General features: G+C 59.8%; 22 protein-coding genes. 1 reads left to right on the top strand and 21 read right to left on the bottom strand.

What is annotated here, in order from left to right; translation table 11 throughout:
- Positions 1 to 59 precede the first annotated feature (59 nt).
- Entirely contained in the window at positions 60 to 440 is a 381-nt protein-coding gene (locus HQ912_RS09310; RefSeq protein WP_047228215.1) for a Rho termination factor N-terminal domain-containing protein, read from the top strand.
- Between the two features lie 178 nt (positions 441 to 618).
- Here the strand turns inward: HQ912_RS09310 and araH are convergent, their stop codons facing one another.
- The 21 genes from araH to plsX form a co-directional block, all read right to left on the bottom strand.
- Positions 619 to 1587, bottom strand: a complete 969-nt coding sequence (gene araH, locus HQ912_RS09305) for an L-arabinose ABC transporter permease AraH (RefSeq protein ID WP_076383836.1) — start codon at positions 1585 to 1587, stop codon at positions 619 to 621.
- Positions 1588 to 1597: 10 nt separating this feature from the next.
- Complete coding sequence (gene araG / locus HQ912_RS09300) at positions 1598 to 3142, bottom strand: L-arabinose ABC transporter ATP-binding protein AraG (protein WP_047228213.1); 1545 nt, start codon at positions 3140 to 3142, stop codon at positions 1598 to 1600.
- Between the two features lie 75 nt (positions 3143 to 3217).
- Positions 3218 to 4222 (bottom strand): substrate-binding domain-containing protein, encoded by a 1005-nt coding sequence (locus HQ912_RS09295; RefSeq protein WP_047228212.1) that lies wholly within the window; start codon positions 4220 to 4222, stop codon positions 3218 to 3220.
- A 175-nt stretch (positions 4223 to 4397) separates the two neighbouring features.
- Complete coding sequence (locus HQ912_RS09290) at positions 4398 to 5216, bottom strand: SDR family oxidoreductase (protein WP_139049466.1); 819 nt, start codon at positions 5214 to 5216, stop codon at positions 4398 to 4400.
- Positions 5217 to 5442: 226 nt separating this feature from the next.
- Entirely contained in the window at positions 5443 to 6318 is an 876-nt protein-coding gene (locus HQ912_RS09285) for an SMP-30/gluconolactonase/LRE family protein (RefSeq protein WP_173406700.1), read from the bottom strand.
- A complete protein-coding gene (locus tag HQ912_RS09280; RefSeq protein ID WP_173406699.1) occupies positions 6315 to 7061 on the bottom strand; it encodes a FadR/GntR family transcriptional regulator in 747 nt (248 codons plus the stop codon). Before HQ912_RS09280 ends, HQ912_RS09285 begins: the two co-directional genes overlap by 4 nt.
- A gap of 168 nt (positions 7062 to 7229) precedes the next feature.
- A complete protein-coding gene (locus tag HQ912_RS09275; RefSeq protein ID WP_047228208.1) occupies positions 7230 to 7790 on the bottom strand; it encodes a DUF1285 domain-containing protein in 561 nt (186 codons plus the stop codon).
- 16 nt (positions 7791 to 7806) lie between these two features.
- Positions 7807 to 8412 (bottom strand): DUF4823 domain-containing protein, encoded by a 606-nt coding sequence (locus HQ912_RS09270; RefSeq protein WP_047228207.1) that lies wholly within the window; start codon positions 8410 to 8412, stop codon positions 7807 to 7809.
- A 185-nt stretch (positions 8413 to 8597) separates the two neighbouring features.
- Positions 8598 to 9566, bottom strand: a complete 969-nt coding sequence (locus HQ912_RS09265; RefSeq protein WP_047228206.1) for a GTP 3',8-cyclase MoaA — start codon at positions 9564 to 9566, stop codon at positions 8598 to 8600.
- A gap of 138 nt (positions 9567 to 9704) precedes the next feature.
- Positions 9705 to 10343, bottom strand: a complete 639-nt coding sequence (locus tag HQ912_RS09260; RefSeq protein ID WP_003204240.1) for a TetR/AcrR family transcriptional regulator — start codon at positions 10341 to 10343, stop codon at positions 9705 to 9707.
- Positions 10344 to 10727: 384 nt separating this feature from the next.
- On the bottom strand, positions 10728 to 11522 hold the full coding sequence (locus HQ912_RS09255; protein ID WP_173406698.1) for a TatD family hydrolase: 795 nt from the start codon (positions 11520 to 11522) through the stop codon (positions 10728 to 10730).
- A gap of 11 nt (positions 11523 to 11533) precedes the next feature.
- Positions 11534 to 11890, bottom strand: a complete 357-nt coding sequence (locus HQ912_RS09250; RefSeq protein WP_047228204.1) for a PilZ domain-containing protein — start codon at positions 11888 to 11890, stop codon at positions 11534 to 11536.
- A 42-nt stretch (positions 11891 to 11932) separates the two neighbouring features.
- The gene (locus HQ912_RS09245; protein ID WP_173406697.1) at positions 11933 to 12919 is read right to left on the bottom strand and encodes a DNA polymerase III subunit delta'; all 987 of its coding nucleotides are present in this window, start codon (positions 12917 to 12919) and stop codon (positions 11933 to 11935) included.
- Complete coding sequence (tmk, locus tag HQ912_RS09240) at positions 12912 to 13544, bottom strand: dTMP kinase (RefSeq protein ID WP_173406696.1); 633 nt, start codon at positions 13542 to 13544, stop codon at positions 12912 to 12914. The genes HQ912_RS09245 and tmk overlap by 8 nt, the downstream gene beginning before the upstream one ends.
- A 19-nt stretch (positions 13545 to 13563) precedes the next feature.
- Positions 13564 to 14658 carry an endolytic transglycosylase MltG gene (gene mltG, locus HQ912_RS09235; protein WP_076383833.1) on the bottom strand — a complete coding sequence of 365 codons (1095 nt, stop codon included), beginning with the start codon at positions 14656 to 14658 and terminating at the stop codon, positions 13564 to 13566.
- A gap of 3 nt (positions 14659 to 14661) precedes the next feature.
- On the bottom strand, positions 14662 to 15477 hold the full coding sequence (pabC, locus tag HQ912_RS09230; RefSeq protein ID WP_047228201.1) for an aminodeoxychorismate lyase: 816 nt from the start codon (positions 15475 to 15477) through the stop codon (positions 14662 to 14664).
- Positions 15477 to 16721 (bottom strand): beta-ketoacyl-ACP synthase II, encoded by a 1245-nt coding sequence (gene fabF, locus HQ912_RS09225; RefSeq protein WP_047228200.1) that lies wholly within the window; start codon positions 16719 to 16721, stop codon positions 15477 to 15479. Before fabF ends, pabC begins: the two co-directional genes overlap by 1 nt.
- 109 nt (positions 16722 to 16830) lie before the next feature.
- Positions 16831 to 17067, bottom strand: a complete 237-nt coding sequence (gene acpP, locus HQ912_RS09220) for an acyl carrier protein (RefSeq protein WP_047228199.1) — start codon at positions 17065 to 17067, stop codon at positions 16831 to 16833.
- A 191-nt stretch (positions 17068 to 17258) separates the two neighbouring features.
- A complete protein-coding gene (gene fabG, locus HQ912_RS09215) occupies positions 17259 to 18002 on the bottom strand; it encodes a 3-oxoacyl-ACP reductase FabG (RefSeq protein ID WP_107322019.1) in 744 nt (247 codons plus the stop codon).
- 15 nt (positions 18003 to 18017) lie between these two features.
- Positions 18018 to 18956: an ACP S-malonyltransferase gene (gene fabD / locus HQ912_RS09210; protein ID WP_107322018.1), complete on the bottom strand. Its 939-nt coding sequence runs from the start codon at positions 18954 to 18956 to the stop codon at positions 18018 to 18020.
- Between the two features lie 123 nt (positions 18957 to 19079).
- Positions 19080 to 20090, bottom strand: coding sequence for a phosphate acyltransferase PlsX (gene plsX / locus HQ912_RS09205; RefSeq protein ID WP_080962901.1), 1011 nt, complete (start codon positions 20088 to 20090; stop codon positions 19080 to 19082).
- Between the last annotated feature and the right edge of the window lie 3 nt (positions 20091 to 20093).

Raw genomic sequence — 20093 nt, 5'->3', positions numbered from 1 at the left:
GGAGCGAGCGACGCGCTCCTGGCGGGTGGCTCTGCTCACACACTTGAGGAGAGATTCCCATGCCTCGTGGAAGCAAAGAAAAATACACAGCCGAGCAAAAGCGCAAAGCCGAACACATTGAAGCAAGTTATGAGAAAAAGGGGTTATCCGAGGACAAGGCCGAGGCTCGTGCTTGGGCGACGGTCAACAAGCAGTCTGGCGGTGGCGAACGCTCCGGTGGGTCGGGGAAGACAAAACCGGCAGCAGAAAAGAAAACCGACCGCAAGGAATCGGCCCGTCGCGCAGCCAAGACCCGCGAGGGTCAGCCGCGCACCAGCAAGGCCTCCCGCGCGACCCAGACTGTGGATAACCTGATGAAAGAGGCCCGGGCGAAGAACATTCCCGGACGTTCGAAGATGCGTAAGCAGGAATTGGTTGAAGCGCTGCGCAAGGCCGGTTGATCGCTGGCGTCAGGGATGACGCCATCGCGAGCAGGCTCGCTCCCACAGGGTCCTGCGCCGTACTGGAGTTCGGAGCCTCCCACAGGGGGATCTGCGCCGTGCTCGGGTTCGGAATCCGGCACAGATCCTGTGGGAGCGAGCCTGCTCGCGATTGGGTCCAGCCCGGTCGGGGCAGATTTCAGCGTTGTTTCATTCGATCGATCACCACCGCCAGCAACAGGATCGAGCCACGGATGACGTACTGGTAGAAGGTGTCGATGTTCTTCAGGTTCATCGCGTTTTCAATAATCGCCAGAATCAGCACCCCGGCGATGACATGGCGAATCATGCCGATACCGCCGCTCAACGACACCCCGCCCAACACGCAAGCCGAGATCACGGTCAGTTCAAAGCCCTGGCCGATCATCGGTTGGCCCGAGGTCATGCGTGAGGCCAGAATCACACCCGCCAAGGCACCGATCACACCATGCACGGCGAAGATGATGATCTTGGTCCGATCAACGTTCACCCCTGCCAACAACGCCGCCTCCTGGTTGCCACCAATGGCCATGGTGTTGCGCCCGTAGGTGGTGTAGTTCAACAACCAGCCGAAAAACAGAAAGCAGACAATGGTGATCAGGATCGGCACCGGCACGCCGAACATCTGGCCGTTACCGAACACGAAGAACGATTCCTGGGACACGCCCACCGCCTTGCCATTGGCAAAGATGTAGGCCAGGCCCCGGACGATCTGCATGGTCGCCAGCGTCGTGATCAACGCATTGACCCGCAGCTTGGCAATGACGATGCCATTGATCAGCCCGACGATCAGCCCCATCACCAGCGCCGCACTGACGCCGAGGAACACGCTGTTGGTGTCACGCATCACCACCGCCGCGACCACACCGGCACAGGCAATCACCGAGCCCACCGACAAGTCGAAGTGCCCGGAAGCCAGGCAATACAACATGGTGCAGGCCGCGATGCCCGTGGTGGAAATCGCCAGGCCCAGGCCTCGCATGTTCAGGGGTGACAGGAAGTTGTCGATCATCAGGGTGCAGAGCACAAAGATTGCGACAGCCGCCAGCAGCATGACCCAGTCGTCCAGGAAGCGCCGCAAGTCCAGGGGTTTGCGTGCCGTTGGCAGTGCATTGTTTTGAATGGTCATGATTTACCTCTCAGTTCGCCGCGTCGGCAACGCGTTGGCGTGGCAGCGCCAGTTGCAGCAGGTTGGATTCGTTGGCCTGGTCACGCGGCAGCTCGCCGCGCATAACCCCTTCGCAGAGCACCAGGATTCGGTCGGATATGCCCATCACTTCCATCAGATCGCTGGACACCACAATCACCGCAATGCCATCGGCCGCCAGGTTGTGGATGATCTGATAAATCTCGGCCTTGGCGCCGATGTCGATACCGCGCGTGGGCTCGTCCAGCAACAGGACTTTCATCGGCATCGACAGCCAGCGACCGAGAATCGCTTTCTGCTGATTGCCGCCAGACAGGTACATGATTTTCTGACCCGCCGATGGCGTCTTCACTTTCAGCGCCTTGATCTGCTTGTCGGCGTTACCCCGTTCCCAGTCGCCCCGCAACAGGCACCCCAGGGTGGAATGGGCGCCGCGAGCGCTGATGTTGATGTTCTCGCCCACGCTGCCCAACGGGATGATGCCTTCCTTCTTGCGATCCTCCGGGCAGAGCAACACGCCCGCGGCAATGGCATCCCGGGGTGAACGCAGTTTCAACTGCTGGTCATGCAGAACCAGGCGCCCGTCAGTTTGGCGTTCCAGCCCACTGAGCAACCGCAGCAACTCGGTACGGCCGGCACCCACCAGCCCGAACAGGCCGAGGATTTCACCTTTATGCACTTGGAAACTCACCGGCTCACGCAGGCCCGGGCCGAGCAGCCCCTCGACCTGCAACGCCACATCGCCGCGCTCGCGAGGGCGGTAATCGTAGATGTCCTGGATGTCGCGACCGACCATGCAGGTGACCAACTGATCGTGGGTCAGCTCGCTCATGTTCTCGAAGGTATGCACATAACGGCCGTCCTTGAACACCGTGACCGCGTTACAGATGCGGAACACCTCTTCCATGCGGTGGCTGACATACAGCACCACTTTGCCCTCGTCCCGCAGGCGGGTGATGATCGCCATCAGGCGGTCGATTTCCCGCGCCGAGAGGCTGCTGGTGGGTTCATCAAAGGCAATGACATGGGCGCCACGGGACAAGGCCTTGGCGATTTCCACCAGTTGGCGCTGGCCGAGGGACAGGCGACCGACTTTTTCCTGGGGGTCGATTTCGTCGGCCAGGCCTTTGAGCAACGCCAACGCCTGCTGGCGCAGTTGCCCACGATTGACCAGACCGAAACGGGCCGGCAAATGCCCCAGGAACAGATTTTCGGCAACGGTCATTTCCGGCACCAGGTGCAGCTCCTGGTGGATCACCGCCACGCCGCTGGCAATGCTGTCGGCGGTGCCTTTGAAAGCCATCGTCTGCTCGCCGATCTGCAGGTCGCCGCTGCTGGGGATGTAGGCACCGCCGAGGATCTTCAGCAACGTGGACTTGCCCGCGCCGTTCTCGCCCATCAAAGCATGGACCTGTCCCGGATGAGCAACGAAACTGATATTGGCCAGCGCCTGCACACCGGGAAAGGATTTACCAATCCCGTTGAACCGCAAGCTGCCGCCCATGTTGTGTTGCTGTGTCGCTGTTTGCGCTTGCATAACCACCTCGAACTCACAGAGATCAAGCGACCCCGGCACTCGTCAGGCCAGGGCCGCTTTTGAATCAACCGACCATCAGTTCCACAGGCCGATCTTCTCCAGTTCTTGCTTGAAGTTCTCCCGAGTGATCAGCGTCACCTCGTCCATGGCGGTGTACTTCGGTGGCTCTTTGCCGGTGGTGATCCACTCGTACATCATCTCGGCGGTCTTGTAGCCTTCGATGTGCGGGCTTGGCAGCATCGAACCGAAGAAACCGCTGTTGGGTTTTTTCAGTTCGCCGATGGCGTCGGTGCCGTTGATGCCGATCCCGATCACATTGGCCGCGTTGAACCCGGCGCTTTCGGTGGCGCGCACGCCGCCCAGCACTGTGTTGTCGTTCATGCCGCCGATGATCAGGTTTTTCGCCCCGCTGGGCAGTTTCACCAGGGCCGAGTTGGTGGCGTCCATGCTGCCCGGCACGTCGAGGGTTTTCAGCGCGGTATAAAGGATGTGATCGTCTGGAAAGCCGGCCTTCTTCAGGGCGTCGACCGAACCGTCGGTACGTTTCTTGCCCGTATCCAGCTCGTTGTAGGTGTTGATCACGGCATAGGTGTCTTTCCAGTCCCAACCGCGCTTTTTCGCCTCAGCGGCCATCGCGTCGCCTTGCTTCTGGCCCACTTCGAACGCGGCCATGCCCAGGTACGGCACGTCTTCCATGAACTTGCCATCGGAGCCGACAAAACGGTCATCCACAGCAATCACTTTCATGTCATTGAGTTTGGCCTTGGCCACGATGGCCGGGCCGAGAGCCACGTCCGGTGGGCAGATCACGAAGCCCTTGGCGCCGTTAGCGGCGAGGCTGTCGATGGCCGAGAGGGTCTTCTCGCCGTCGGGCACGGCGATCTTGATCACCGTGAAGCCCCGGTCCTTACCAGCCTTTTCGGCGAACGCCCATTCGGTCTGGAACCAGGGTTCTTCGGCCTGCTTGACCAGAAAACCGATCTTCACTTCTTCGGCCGCCAGCAAGGTGCTGCTGAGGCTGACGGCAGTAACCGCCAGGGCGGCACGGCACAGGGAACGGATCCCACGACGATGATTCATAGCTGTCTCCTTGTTTTTTTTTTTGAAAGCCAAAACGTCCAGGGCCCTGCTCCAACATCAGTGGAAATGCGCAGGCTGGGCGGTCAAACATGTTGCTGTACAGCATAGGTCCAAATAGTCATATCGTATGATGATTGGATTACAGACGAAGTTTCCGACTGAAATCCCGAAATATTCAGTCGTGGTACATGACCGAACGTCCACCATCGATGGTGATGCACGAGGCGTTGATGAAAGGTGCTTCATCGCTGGCCAGGAACACCGCCGTCATTGCCACTTCGATCGGCTGGCCGATTCGGCGTGGCGGGTGCAGATCCAGCGCACGCTGGCGTTCGGCATGTGGATCGGCGAAGCCGTTCCAGTAGTCGATATTCAATTGGGTTTCGATGTAACCCGGCGCAATGGCATTCACCCGCACACCTTTGGGCGCGTATTCGATACCCAATGCGCGGGTCAGGCCGAGCAGTCCGTGCTTGGCCACCGGGTAAGGGAAACAGCCGGGAATGATGTGGGATGAATGAGTCGAGGCGATATTGATGATGCTGCCCCCGCCCTGCTCAAGCATCTGCGGCAACACAGCCTTGCAACCGTACCAGGCGCCATCCAGGTCGATGGCGAAACAACGCCGCCAATCTTGCTCGGTCATTTCCAGCGGGTCACGAAATACGTTCACGCCCGCGCAGTTCACCAGAACGTCGATGCGACCGTGCAGTTCGACGGCACGACGGGCCATGGCATGCAGGTCCTGCTGGTTGGATATATCGGCTTTGAGTGCCTGCACATCCGCCCCGCGTTCACGCCAGAGGGCTGCGACTGTCTCAACCTTCTCGGCCTGGATATCACTGATGACCAAGCGTGCCTGCTGCGAGGCGAACGCGGCGACGATCGCCTCGCCAATGCCTTGGGCAGCCCCGGTCAGCAGCACAACTTTGTTTTTCAGGCGTTCGCCTTTCGGGGGTTCGGGCATCGGTAACAAGGACAGGGTGTGGGCCATGACTCAAGACTCCTGTCCGCAAGCACGACAAAAACCGGACATCCAGAGATGACCGGTCGAAAGGCTTTTGGAATCGCGTACGCCGTCGGGCGGTACGGAGGAAAATCGTTGCATCACTTCACCTGTCTTGTTTTTTTAGTGTGAGTGCGTGTCGCTGATGGGACCGACTATAAACCCGCTCGCCAAACAATCTCAATATATATATTTACATCCCATATTTTGGGATTTAGCCCGCAAACCGCGTACAAGCCACACCGGGTACATCGACTCGCATCGACAACACCGCGCCGTCGAGTGGATGGTTAAGTGGGCTCGCCGCACTGGTGATGTACAGTGTTTTGAGGTCCTCACCACCAAACACACAGCTGGTGGGACGACTGACGGGCAGCTCGATCACCCGATCAACCTGACCTTGCGGGTCCAGTCGCAGCAGGCAGCTACCGTCCCAGCGAGCATTCCAGACATAGCCCCTGGCATCCATTGCCGAGCCGTCGGGGCCGCCACGCGGGTGAGGGCCAAACCAGACCTCGGCGGGGGCCAGGCTGCCGTCGGGATAAATGAAATGTCGGTAAAGCGTGCCGTCGAGACTTTCGCCGAAATACACCGTAGTGCCGTCAGGACTCCATAACAGCGTGTTGGGAATGCCCCGATCGCGCAGCAGCGGCATGACCCGGCCATCGGCGCCAATGCGAAACAGGCCCCCGAATCGTCCTTCAATGGGCAGGTCTTCTGCGTTTTCGCCGATGTTGTTCTGCATGGTGCCGAGCCAGAGCTGGCCCAGGGCATCGCAACGGGCCTCGTTGGCGCGATTCCCTGGCCGGGGATCGGCCATGCACAGCAATTTCAGGTTCGGTTCCAGTCCCGGCGAATCCAGATCGAGTCGATAGACACCGCTGCTCAGGGTCACCAAGGCGTCGCCGCTTTGTGTCGGAATGAAAGCGGACACATGCTCGGGCATCTGCCAGATTTGCACATTCGCGCCGATCAGCCGCAGCGCCTGTTTACCGGCAATGTCGACCCAATACAGTGCTTGGGTCGGCTCGTCCCAGAAGGGGCCCTCCCCCAATATCGCCCGGTGTTCCGTCACAGCCGTCCACATCATTGAACACTCCTGTTTCCTGCTTGCCCGGCAATCTCTGTCCGCCCGGCCATGACGTTAGGGTAAAAACGCTTGATCGCCAGGTCAGCGTTATCGATCAAGGTCATGCAGGCCCAGACGCCCCGCGCCGCGTCACGGGCAGCGATGGCTTCGGCGATATCCTTGTGGATCGGCAACGTGCGGCGCAGCTCATCCGGGTCGGCGGCGGACACCTCGAACGACACCGCCAGCAGCGCGCCCAGGGCCGGGACCATTTGCTCAATAAATTGATTATGGCTGGCAGCGAGGATGCACTCATGGAAGAACTGGTCGGCACGGTTGTAATCGGCCCCGCTGTCCACCGCCCGCTCCAGGGCATGGTAGGCCAGGCGGATCGCCTGCACCTGATCGGCCGTCGCGCGCTCACAGGCCCAGCGCACCGCCATCGGTTCGATGGTACGCCGCAGGTCCAGCAGGTCATCGACGAAATTTTCCGGCAGCCCACTGCGCGACAGCCAACCGACCACCTGCGGATCGAACAGATTCCAGCGACGCACCGGCAGCACCCGTGTCCCGACTTTCGGGCCGACTTCAAGCATGCCTTTGGCCACCAGAGTCTTGATCGCTTCACGGATCACCGTGCGGCTGACGCCCAGTTGCTGGCCGAGGTCGGCCTCAACCTTGATGGTCTGCCCAGGCTTGACCTGACCGGCAGCTATCCAGCTCCCCAGCCAATCGACGGTCGATGCGTGAAAACTGCTGGACATGAACACCCCGGGGCCACTTTCTATAGAGGCCCAAACTAATCATCATATGATTGGGTGTCAATTTGAATTTTACGGCTTCACCCGGGTGGGAGCGAGCCTGCTCGCGATAGCGGTGGATCAGTTAAGACAAGGTTGGCCATGCTGCGAGCAGGCTCGCTCCCACAGGGATCAGGGTTCCAGGCCTATCGGGAAAAATACCCCACCACTCCATACCCCCAACCACCTCTGCCCGTCGATCTCGCGACTGACCGCCAGCTCCACCAACTGGTAGAACACATTGCGATGGATCAGCGCTTCGAGGTTGCTGCGTACGTGCACGTAGGGCGCGGGTTCCTGGGTTTGCGGATCGATCACCACCCGCATCGGATGTTCGCCGCCGGCCTCAGTGGTTTCCTCGACGTTGGTGGTGAAGCGCAGTCGCTGCTGCTCACCCTGCCCTTCAACCTCCAGGGTCACCGCCACAAACGGTGCATCGTCGACCTTGATGCCGACTTTTTCCACAGGAGTGATCAGGAAGTAATCATCGCCGTCGCGGCGGATGATAGTGGAGAACAGCTTGACCATCGGCTTGCGCCCGATTGGCGTACCCAGGTAATACCAGGTGCCATCACGGGCGATGCGCATGTCGATATCGCCGCAGAAGTCAGGATTCCACAAGTGGACTGGCGGCAAACCTTTGGTCTTGGGGATCTGCCCCAGCAGGTCATTGGCTTTTTGCGGTCCGCTCATGGTGACTCCTTGAATGTTACTGGTCGCTCACTCCCAACAGGCTGCGGGCATACTCGCGCAAAGGGGGAGCGATCAGGTCTTCTGGCTGTTTGTCGTGCAACGTCAGTAAACCGCCACGACTCTTGATGCGTGCAGTATCAATCAAATACTGGGTGCTGGTCTCGATCAACATGATTTGAATGACGCTGGTGTCGACACCCAAACGGTCCACGGCCTCTTCATCCAGCCATTCGTCGGTGTTGCCGATACGGTTGTCGGCCTTGGCGAACCGCGTATACAGCAAGTAGTGAGCACCGGCGGCTCGGGCTTCGCCCATGGCCTGGTCCAGACCCTCGGGAACCCGGGCACGACGCACCATGGGGAAATACTCGATGAAACCGTTGAAGGCCTCTTCGGCGACGACATTGGGCCGCGGGTAGGCACTGCCGGGAGGCGCGAAGGCACCCTGGGCAATGTAGATGAACGAATCCGGCTGGATGCGCAGGTTATTCACACGCCGGCTGTCGCTGTGGTCCAGCAAACCGGCGTCGCTCATGTGGTAGCGAACGCCCTCCCCCATGTCGCTGACATTCATGCAGCCACCGAGCGCCAAAACGGCCAGCAGCAAAACCAGGCTACGCATCCTACCCTCCAAAAACCGGTGACGGAAAACCGGCGAATGGCCATTGGATGCAGCTTTTGCGCCAGCTCATCGAAATGGGGGTGTCAGACACATCCAAGTGAAGGGGAAATTGCTATCGCGGGCAAGCCTTGCTCCCACAGGTACGGTGTTCACCTGGGAGCAAAGCTTGCCCGCGATAGCATTCGTCAACCGCCGATGATTTTCATGATGGTTGCGCCGCCAGAGAACGCCACTTCCTGCTTATCCCCCAACGCCTTGACCAGCAAGCGCTGCAGAGCCGGCAAGGCCTGATGACGGGGTTTGTCCAGCAGATCGCCGACAAAGTGTCGGTTACTCGACGACAGGCAGCCATGCAGCCAACCCGTGGAGGACAGCCGCAACCGTGAGCAGGTACGACAGAACGGCACGCTTTCGTTAGCGATCACGCCAAAATGCCCTAGGCCCGGAATTTCATAGCGCACTGCGGTGGCATCCACTGGAGCGTCGGCTTGCAGGTACTCGTACTGGTCGCCGATCAGGCTCAGCAACTGCTGAAGGCTGACGAATTGCTGCAGGAACGCGTTGGAGTCGCTGGCCAGGTGCCCCATGCGCATCAGCTCGATGAAGCGCAGCTCATAGCCGCGCTCCAGGCAGTACTCGAGCAGTGGCATCACCTGATCCAGGTTCTGCCCGCGCAACGGCACCATGTTGACCTTGATCTTCATTCCCGCAGCACGGGCCTGATCCATCCCGTCGAGCACGGTTGCCAGATCGCCACCGCGGGCGATACTGCGAAACGCCCCTGGGTCCAGGGTATCGAGGGAAACGTTGATGCGGCGAATGCCGGCATCTACCAGCAAAGGCAGCTTTTTGGCCAGTAACTGACCATTGGTGGTCAGGCTGATGTCCTCCAGGCCCATCTGCCCCACCGCCGTCATGAAGCTTTCAAGCTTGGGGCTGACCAGCGGCTCGCCGCCGGTGATGCGCAGCCGCTCGATACCGGCAGCTTCGATCAGGTAGGCCACACCGCGCGCCATGGCCTCGGCCGACAGTTCATCCTGCGCAGCCACCAGCCGCTTGCCGTTGGGCACGCAGTAGGTACAGGCGTAATTGCAGGCTGAAGTCAGGCTGATTCGCAAATTGCGGAAACGCCTGCCTTGACGGTCAACGATCATGGATCACTCCGGCGAAAGAAGAATCGGACTTACGAAACTTGACCCAGAACTCAAGTTTTCGCAAGGCCCAAGCCTGAGTATATTCCTGGGACACTGCGCCATGTAAGCGGACATGGCGCAATCAGGCAGCTGAATGACTTAGCTGCTCGGAACGTCGGTGTCACGCTTGCGCTTGTTGCCCATGCGAACGCCTATGTCCATCAGGAACTGGAAGAAGCCTTCCTGGTCTTCCAGCACGTTGCTCCAGAACGGCGAGTGATACAGCGCCACCGCACCGTGCACCAACGCCCAGGCGGCGCAGTAGTGGAAATAGGGCGGCACGTCTTCGAGCTTGCCTTCACTGATCCGGCCTTTGATCAGCAGGGTCAGGCGCTCGAAGTTCGAGGCGCGGATCTTGTGCAGTTCCTCGACCATCTCCGGCACTTGGTTGCCCTTGACCACCTTCTCTTCCAGGCGGTCGAACAAGCGATAACGCTGCGGATCGCGCATGCGGAATTCGAAGTAGGCCCGGGACAGGGCCTCCTTGTCCTTGTCCACATCGGCCGAATGCAGCAACTCATTCAAATCGCGCTCGTAATCAAGCATCAGGCGCAGGTAGATCTCCGCCTTGGATTTGAAATGTTTATAAATCGTGCCTTTGCCGATACCCACGGCATCCGCAATCATCTCGACGGTGACGCTGTCTTCACCCTGGTCGAGGAACAACTTGAGCGCGGTGTCGAGAATTTCCTGCTCGCGGCGACGAAACTCACGGACCTTACGGGGTTCTTTGTGCATAAGAAAAAGGTCTGAAGGGTCAAAATTCGAAGCCGAGTATTATGCCTAACTTACGCAAAAATGCACGGATCATCCGTTCCCAACCACAGTTCTTCACAAAACCGTGCAGCTCCAGCTTCCTGTCATTCGCTTCGCCGCACCGTAACGACTGGCTTTGACGGCAGTGAGAACTTATCCGAAGCGAGCGTATTCCAAATTTGTTTAAAAACCAGCCCGGCTAAACTGGACGCGTCAGCATACTGATCAATACTTGAACTGTCGGCGCGACATCTCCCCCAAGTGACGCGCCGGTAAAGGTACCAACGGACCGCGTGCCTTTGTTTTACTCCTAATGGTCTTAACCCGGATTCACCCCCCAGAACCCGGGTTTTTTTTGCCTGAAACTCAGGCAGACGCCGCGCGGACATGGGCCAGCGGAAACAGCCGCTTGAAGTTCTCCGTAGTCTGTTCGGCAAATCGCTCGTAGGACTCGCCCCGCAACATCGCCAGGAACTCCGCCACTTCCCGCACGTATTGCGGAAGGTTCGGCTTGCCACGATACGGAATCGGCGCAAGGTACGGTGAATCGGTTTCCACCAACAGGCGATCTGCCGGCACTTTGCTGGCCACATCCCGCAGTGCATCGGCATTGCGAAACGTGACAATGCCGGACAAGGAAATGTAATAGCCCATGTCCAGCGCGGCCTTGGCCATGTCCCAGTCCTCGGTGAAGCAATGCAGCACACCCGCCTGGGGCAACGCGGCGTCACGCAACAAGGCCAGGGTGTCGGCCCGGGCGCCGCGGGTGTGGATGATCACCGGTTTGCCAGTCTGTTGCGCAGCCTCCAGATGCAGCCGGAACGAAGCCTGCTGAACCTCGGCGGCTTGCGGTTCGTAGTGATAGTCCAGGCCGGTTTCGCCAATGGCGACCACCCGTGGATGGTCGAGCTCGCGCAACAGCCAATCCAGGGCAGGCGTAGCGTCGGGCTGGACGTCCAGAGGATGGATGCCGACTGAACAATCGACATCTGCATAGCGTTCGGCCAGGGCTTTGACGTCGGCGGCATTGTCGGCGCTGACGCCGATGCACAGGAAGTGACCCACACCACGCTGGCGGGCGGCATCCAGTGCAGCATCCAGGGAGCCGTCGTGGGCGGCGAGGTCGAGACGATCAAGGTGACAATGGGAATCTACAAGCATAAAGGGCCGGGCTACATCGTATGGGTGGGACGGTCGGATTTCAGGGTTCCGGCCAGGTGGGTTTCGATCTGATTACGGGCTGAATGGTCGCCGTCGTTGAACTGCACACCAACACCGGCAGCCCGGTTACCCTGGGCGCCTTTGGGCGTCATCCAGATCACCTTGCCGGCGACCGGGATCTTCTCCGCTTCGTCCATCAAGCTCAAGAGCATGAACACCTCATCGCCCAAGCGATAATTCTTGTTGGTGGGGATGAACAGGCCGCCGTTCTTGATGAAGGGCATGTAGGCGGCGTAGAGCACCGACTTGTCCTTGATGGTCAGGGACAGGATGCCGTTGCGTGGCCCGGGACTGACAGGTTCGTTCATGCTGATCTCCGCTGCGATTGAGCTGAGTTTAGGCAGTGTCTGTCAGTTTCGACCAGGCAAACTCGCCCATTGCACCAACAGCGCCTCGAGCAACAGCACCCGATTGAGGTTCGCCTTGCTCAGCACCTTCTGACGCTGGGCAAGAATCCAGTCCTGAATGTTCAAGATTTTATCCTGGCTGCTTTTTTGCGCCAGGTACTGAATCACCTTGCGCATGTCCGCCAGTCCCAGCCCGGTTTCGTCTTCGGTGAGCTGGTAGCGCAGGATCAGGCTCGACCAGTCACAGAACCAGTCGAACAGCAGAAGCAGCGGGATGGCGTTCCAGCCTTCTGCCAGTTGCGTGGGAGACTGTTGCTGCTTAAGCAGCTTCTTCACCCCATCCACCACCAGCGCCCGTTGTTCACGCACACCCTGGGCCTGAAGGCTGACGGCCGCCAACGGCGAGCCGGCGGCAAGGGTCAGCAACTCGACGCGTTCTTCGTCGCTGCTGTCAGGCAAGGCCTCGGCCAACCACTTCAAGCTCATCGCCTCACTGGGCAACGGACAGGCCTGCTGTACGCAACGGCTTTTGATGGTTGCCAGCAAGCGGCTCGGCTGGTGACTGACCAGCAATAGCACGGTATCGCCGGAAGGCTCTTCAAGGCTCTTGAGCAAGGCGTTGGCGGCATTGATGTTCATCGATTCCACCGGCTCGATCAGCACCACCTTGCGCCCGCCCATCTGCGAGGTCTGGACCACGAAGCTGACCAGATCCCGGACCTGGTCGACCTTGATCGCCTTGTCCGCCTCCTCCGGTTCCAACACGTAATTGTCAGGATGACTGCCGGCCTTGAGCAACAGGCAGGACTTGCACTCACCGCACGCGTTCGAGATACCCGGGCGCTGGCAAAGCAGGCTAGCCATCAGACGCTCGGCCAACGCCCGCTTACCGATACCGACCGGGCCGTGCAGCAGATAGGCATGGGCATGCTGTGCCCTTCCGGCCAGTTGCTGCCAGAGTCCGTCCTGCCAGGGATAGGCTTCAGCCACGGGCACGCTCCAACAAACGCGGCAACAAACCGTCCAGCGCCTGCTGGACTTGCGCCAACTGCTGAGCGGCATCAATCAACAGATAACGCGCCGGATCGGCCTTGGCCCGACTCAAAAAGGCATTGCGCACCGCGTTGAAGAACGCCTGGCCTTCCAATTCGAAACGATCCAGCCGGCCCCGGGCGCTGGCGCGGGCCAGGCCGATTTCCACCGGTAGATCGAACACCAGGGTCAGGTCCGGCCGCAGGTCACCCTGGACGAAGGTTTCCAGCGCGGCGATGCGCTCCAGGGACAAGCCCCTTCCACCGCCCTGATAGGCATAGGTCGAATCGGTAAAACGATCGCAGAGCACCACCGCGCCACGGGCCAGCGCCGGGCGAATCACTTCGGCCAAGTGTTGTGCCCGGGCGGCGAACACCAGCAACAGCTCGGTGTCAGGGTTCATGACTTCTTCGATCGGCGCCAGCAGCACCTCGCGAATCCGCTCGGCCAGCGGTGTACCTCCGGGCTCGCGGGTCAACACCACCTCGATGCCGGCGGCTCGCAGGCGTTCGGCCAGGTATTCGCGGTTGGTGCTCTTGCCGGCGCCTTCAGGGCCTTCCAGCGTTATAAACAAGCCAGTCACGGGCGATCCTTAAACAAAGTCATTGCGAGCGCGGCGGCTCGCTGGCATTCGGTTCGTCGATAGGCTCCTCATCCGGCACAGTCGGGGCCGGACTGGAGCGATAATCGGCTCGGCGCTTGAGCTGATATTCGCGCACGGCGTTATTGTGCGCATCCAGGTCATCGGAGAACACGTGGCTACCATCACCACGGGCGACGAAGTAAAGGCTGTTGCCGGCAACTGGGTTCAACGCGGCGTGAATCGCCTCGCGCCCCACCATCGCAATCGGTGTCGGCGGCAGGCCAGGAATCAGATAGGTGTTGTAGGGGTTTTCTTCCCGCAAGTGAGCACGGGTGAGTTTGCCGTTGTAGCGCTCGCCCAGCCCGTAGATCACGGTAGGGTCGGTTTGCAACAGCATGCCCAGGCGCATACGGCGCACGAACACACCGGCGATCTGCCCACGCTCCTCAGGCACGCCGGTTTCCTTTTCCACCAGGGATGCCATGATCAGCGCCTGATAGGGCTGGGAGTAAGGTAAATCGGCGGCGCGTTGCGCCCACTCTTTGGCAAGCACGTCTTCGAGCCGGTCGTAGGCAATTTTCAGCAGGTCAGCGTCCGATGTGCCACGCACGAAGCGATAGGTGTCCGGGAAGAACCGTCCCTCGGGGAATATCCCGGAATGACCCAGGCGGTCCATCACTTCGCTGTCACTCAGACCGGCGAGGGTCTGCTGGAGTTTTTCATCCTTGGCCAGCGCCGCGCGAACTTGGCGAAAATTCCACCCCTCCACCAGGGTGACGCTGTACTGCACCACTTCCCCGCGCTTCCAGACCTCGATCAGGCTTTCCATTGTCATGCCCGGCACCATCCGGTACTCACCGGAATGCAACGGTTGGCCGGCCAGATTGAAGCGCCAATAGACGCGCAACCAGAAAGCGTCCTTGATCAGGCCGTCCGCTTCGAGGCGCTTGAGGGTTCCGGTGGGGGTGGTCCCGTTGGGGACGTCCAGCAGTTCTTCCTGGGTGATGTTCAGCGGTTGTTGCAACGCCGAATGAATTTTCCAGGCGCAAGTGCCCAACAGCAGCACCGCCAGAACCAGTCCGGTTTCCAGCAGAAGCAAGAATTTACGTCTCACGAATCAAACATCCAATAGCGTGCGGGCAAGGGTCTGCAGTTTACGGGTGAGCGGCCCGGTCGACCAGCGCGCCGAACCGCATGCACGTACCGGCCATACGCCATAAACGCTATTGCAGACGAAGACTTCGTCGGCCTGGTGCAGCTGTTCGAGGCGGATGTCGGTGATGTGCGTGGCGATGCCTTGAGACTCGGCTTGATACAATAATTCGGCCCGCATCACGCCAGCCACGCCACAACGGCTCAGGTCCGCCGTGACCAATTCACCATCGCGCACCAGAAAGAGGTTACTGAAGACGCCTTCGATCACTCGCCCGGACGTGTCCAGCATCAAGCCTTCGGCGTGCTCGGCATCGCGCCATTCGGCGCGGGCCATCACTTGTTCAAGACGATTGAGGTGCTTGAGACCGGCCAGCAAGGGTTGCTCGGACAGGCGGGTGGCACAGGGAAACAGGCGAACGCCCTGCTCGGCATGCACTGGAGGATAGGCGGCCGGCGGACTGCCCTGCAGGATGCGCCGGGACGGCGCCGAGGGATCAGCGCCATAACCGCGAAGACCATCACCGCGGGTCACGATCAACTTAAGCACGCCGTCACCCAGGCATTGCGCGTAGGCGCGCAACTCAGCCTCCAACGCCCCCATGTCAACCTGGAGCGTCAACCGCTGACAACCTAGCGCCAGACGCTGCAGGTGACGCTCAGGCAACACCGGTTTGCCATTGCGCACAGCGATGGTTTCAAACAACCCATCGCCGTAAGCCAGGCCGCGGTCCTTGAGCGACAGAACGTCGGCAGGCTGACCGTCGACCCAGCTTTCCATCAACCAGCGAACCGGCGGAACACCAGCGAGCCGTTGGTACCGCCAAAGCCGAAGGAGTTGGACAGCACCACATCGATGTCCATGCCACGCGCCGTGTGTGGCACGAAGTCCAGATCGCAGCCTTCGTCCGGCTCGTCAAGGTTGATGGTCGGTGGCGCGACCTGGCTGTTGATCGCCAGTACGCTGAAGATCGCTTCCACCGCGCCCGCGGCACCCAGCAAGTGGCCGGTCATGGACTTGGTCGAGCTGACCGCCAGTTTGTAGGCGTGCTCACCGAACACGGTCTTGATGGCCTGGGCCTCGGCGAGATCGCCCGCCGGGGTCGAAGTGCCATGGGCATTGATGTACTGCACCTGCTCGGCGTTGACCTTCGCGTCACGCAGTGCGTTGGTGATGCAGCGGGCAGCACCGGCACCGTCGGCGGGTGGCGAGGTCATGTGGTAGGCATCGCCACTGGTGCCAAAGCCAATCAGCTCGGCATAAATGGTCGCGCCGCGCGCCTTGGCATGCTCCAGCTCTTCGAGTACCAGCGCACCGGAACCGTCGGACAATACGAAGCCGTCTCGGCCCTTGTCCCACGGCCGACTGGCGCGGCTCGGTTCGTCGTTGCGGGTCGACAGCGCACGGGATGCGCCGAAGCCACCCATGCCCAGCCCGCAGGCCGCCATCTCGGCGCCGCCGGCAATCATCACGTCGGCCTCGTCGTACATGATGTTGCGCGCGGCCATGCCAATGCAGTGGGTGCCCGTGGTACACGCCGTAGCAATAGCGTAGTTAGGCCCCTGCACACCCAGGTGGATGGACAGGAAACCGGAAATCATATTGATGATCGAGCCCGGCACAAAGAACGGAGAAATCCGTCGCGGCCCCGACTCGTGCAGCGTACGGCTGGTTTCTTCGATATTGGTCAAGCCGCCAATACCCGACCCCATGGCCACGCCGATACGTTCACGGTTGGCATCGGTGACTTCAAGACCGGCATTACGTACGGCCTGGAATCCGGCTGCCAGGCCGTATTGAATGAACAGGTCGAGCTTGCGGGCCTCTTTGACCGACAGGTACTCCTCGACATTGAAACCCTTTACCGAGCCGCCAAAACGGGTGGAATAGGCAGAAAGGTCGGTGTGTTCGATCAGACCAATGCCACTACGGCCAGCCAGAATGCCCTGCCAACTGCTCGGCACATCCGTGCCCAGTGGCGACAACATACCCATACCGGTGACTACGACGCGTCTACGCGACACAGCACTCTCCTTTATTCTAATGACGACTTTGCATCAGGCCTAAAGAAAAAACCGCACGCCATGATGGCAGTGCGGTTTTTCCATGACAGCTAGCGACGACTAAAAATAATTAAGCCTGATGCTTATTGATGTAGTCGATAGCCAGCTGAACAGTAGTGATTTTTTCAGCTTCTTCGTCAGGGATTTCGGTCTCGAATTCCTCTTCCAGAGCCATCACCAGCTCAACGGTGTCAAGGGAGTCGGCACCCAGGTCTTCAACGAAGGCAGCTTCGTTCTTCACTTCTTCTTCTTTGACGCCCAGTTGCTCGGCAACGATTTTCTTGACGCGCTCTTCGATGGTGCTCATACCTTGTTTTCACTCCTAATGGACAAATTCAGGCAGCTGGCCGGTGGGTAAGTGTATAGAAAGACTTTTCGGTTTTTCAACCGAAAGCTTCACTCCTCAAACCCAGCAGCCCGCCGCCTATAAATAGATTGCAGCTTTATAACGGATTTTAGACAGCTCGTATGACATTTTTTTGAAGCAATCCGTCACATTTAACTCATGTACATCCCGCCGTTTACCGGGATTGTAGCCCCAGTCACGTATGCCGCACCATCCGACGCAAGAAAAGCGACCACGGACGCGATTTCTTGAGCTTGCCCCAGACGACCCAGCGGAATTTGTGTCAACAAGGCTTCACGTTGCGCTTGCGGCAGTTCACGGGTCATGTCGGTATCGATGAAACCCGGGGCTACCGAGTTTACCGTAATCGAGCGCGAACCCACTTCACGCGCCAGCGCACGACTGAAACCTTCCAGACCGGCTTTGGCCGCAGCATAGTTTACTTGGCCTGCGTTGCCCATGGCACCCACAACCGAACCGATACTGATAATTCGACCCCAGCGAGCCTTGGTCATGCCACGCAGAACGCCCTTGGACAGCCGGTACAGGCTGTTCAGGTTGGTATCGATCACGTCGAACCATTCGTCATCTTTCATGCGCATCATCAGGTTATCGCGGGTGATGCCGGCATTATTGACCAGGATTGCCGGCGCACCGAACTGTTCCTGAATGTTTGCCAGCACCGCCGCAACGGATTCATCGCTGGTGACGTTCAGTTCAAGACCGGTGCCTTGGATGTCGTTTTCCTTCAGGGTAGCGGCGATGCGCTCGGCGCCCGAAGCGGAAGTCGCGGTACCAACAACGATGGCGCCTTGACGACCCAGTTCCAGGGCAATGGCCTGGCCGATGCCACGGCTTGCACCGGTCACCAGTGCAACTTTACCTTGCAGACTCATGCAAGCTTCTCCTGTTCAGGCCTGCGCTGCACGGGCGGCAGCGAAAGCATCTGGGGTATTGAGATTGGAAGTCGATACGCCTTCGGCGCAGCGTTTGTTCAGACCGGCCAGCACTTTACCAGGACCGCACTCGACCAGTTCGGTCGCGCCCTTGGCCGCCAGGGTCTGCACCGATTCGACCCAGCGAACCGGTTTGTAGAGTTGCTCCAGCAGATCACGCTTGAGGGTCTCAAGATCCGCAGCCACATCGGCGCTGACGTTCTGTACCACTGGAATCTGTGGCGCCTGCCAGTCAATGGCAGCGATAGACTCGGCAAAACGCTCAGCGGCCGGACGCATCAGTTCGCAGTGCGACGGCACGCTGACGGGCAACGGCATGGCACGCTTGGCACCACGGCTCTTGCACCCTTCAATGGCGCGTTCTACAGCAGCCTTGGCACCGGCAATCACCACCTGGCCAGGCGAATTGAAGTTCACAGCGCTGACCACTTCGCCTTGCGCGGCTTCGGCGCAGGCTGCCAGCACATCGGCATCTTCCAGGCCGAGAATCGCAGCCATGCCGCCCTGCCCGGCCGGAACGGCCTCCTGCATCAACTGGCCACGACGCTCCACGAGCTTCACCGCGTCACCCAGGCTCAGACTGCCAGCAGCCACCAGAGCGCTGTATTCGCCCAGGCTGTGTCCGGCAACGAACGCCGGACGCGCACCGCCCTCGGCCAGCCAGAGGCGCCAGAGTGCGATCGAGGCGGTCAGGATGGCTGGCTGGGTTTTGTCGGTTTGATTGAGTTGCTCTTCCGGCCCTTGCTGGGTCAGTGCCCACAGGTCATAGCCCAGAGCATCGGAAGCTTCTTTGAATGTTTCGAGGATCAACGGGTATTGCGCGCCCAGCTCGGAAAGCATGCCGAGGGACTGCGAACCCTGCCCAGGAAAGACGAATGCGAGAGAAGCAGACATGAAAACAAAGCCCCTAATGATCTTGTCGTCAAAAATTGACGCCCCAGGGGGCGCTAGGAAACTGACAGTTGGATGGCGGCTTGAACCGACCGGTCACATTTAAGCATTGTCAGACGAAAACGCCTAAGTTAACAAATCTTCGAGGCGCCCATGAAGACGCTCCGGCAGGTTTTCCTGGATTTCGATCAGCGCGCGATTGATCGCACTTTGAAACCCCTGCACGCCCGCCGAACCATGACTCTTGATCACAATGCCCTGCAGCCCGAGAAAACTTGCACCGTTATGCCGCGCCGGCGCCAGGTCCGCCTGCAGCCGACGCATCAACGGCAACGCCAGGGCACCGACCATCCGCGAGGCCAGGTTCTGCCTGAACAGCTTCTCGATACGCGCCCCGATCATGGTCGCCAGGCCTTCGCTGGACTTGAGCAAAATATTGCCGACAAAACCGTCACACACCACCACGTCCGCCTCACCCCGGTACAACCCGTCGCCCTCAACGAAGCCGATGTAATTGATACCTCGCGCAGCCTGCAACAACGTGGCTGCCAGCTTGACTTGCTGGTTACCCTTGATGTCTTCGGTACCGATGTTCAGCAGCGCCACACGAGGGCGCACGATACCCAGGGTTTCAGCCGCTACCGAGCCCATCACTGCAAATTGCAGTAGATGCTCGGCACTGCAATCGACGTTGGCGCCCAGATCAAGGAGCTGGCAAAAACCACGCTGGGTGGGGATGGCCGCGACCATCGCCGGCCGGTCGATGCCCGGCAAGGTCTTGAGCACGTAACGCGACAGCGCCATCAGTGCACCGGTATTGCCTGCACTGACACACGCCTGGACCTTGCCATCGCGCAGCAGCTCAAGGGCTACACGCATCGAGGCGTCAGGCTTGCCACGCAGGACCTGGGCAGGCTTTTCGTCCATGGTGATGACTTCGGACGCAGGTGCGATCGTCAGACGCGAACGATCCACAGCCGATTGGCCGTTGAGCATTTCTTCTAGAAGGGAGGATTGACCGACGAGGGTCAGGTGCAACGAGGGTGTAGCATTCAGACAAGCAAGGCTGGCCTGAACAATGCTGCGGGGACCGAAGTCCCCGCCCATTGCGTCAATCGCGATGACTTGAGCGGACAAGGA

Origin of the sequence: Pseudomonas sp. MPDS (assembly GCF_013283895.1) — a bacterium.
Lineage (GTDB): Bacteria > Pseudomonadota > Gammaproteobacteria > Pseudomonadales > Pseudomonadaceae > Aquipseudomonas > Aquipseudomonas rhizophila.
The sequence above is the reverse complement of the archived record's forward strand: the minus strand, read 5'-3'. Positions and strand labels throughout refer to the sequence as shown.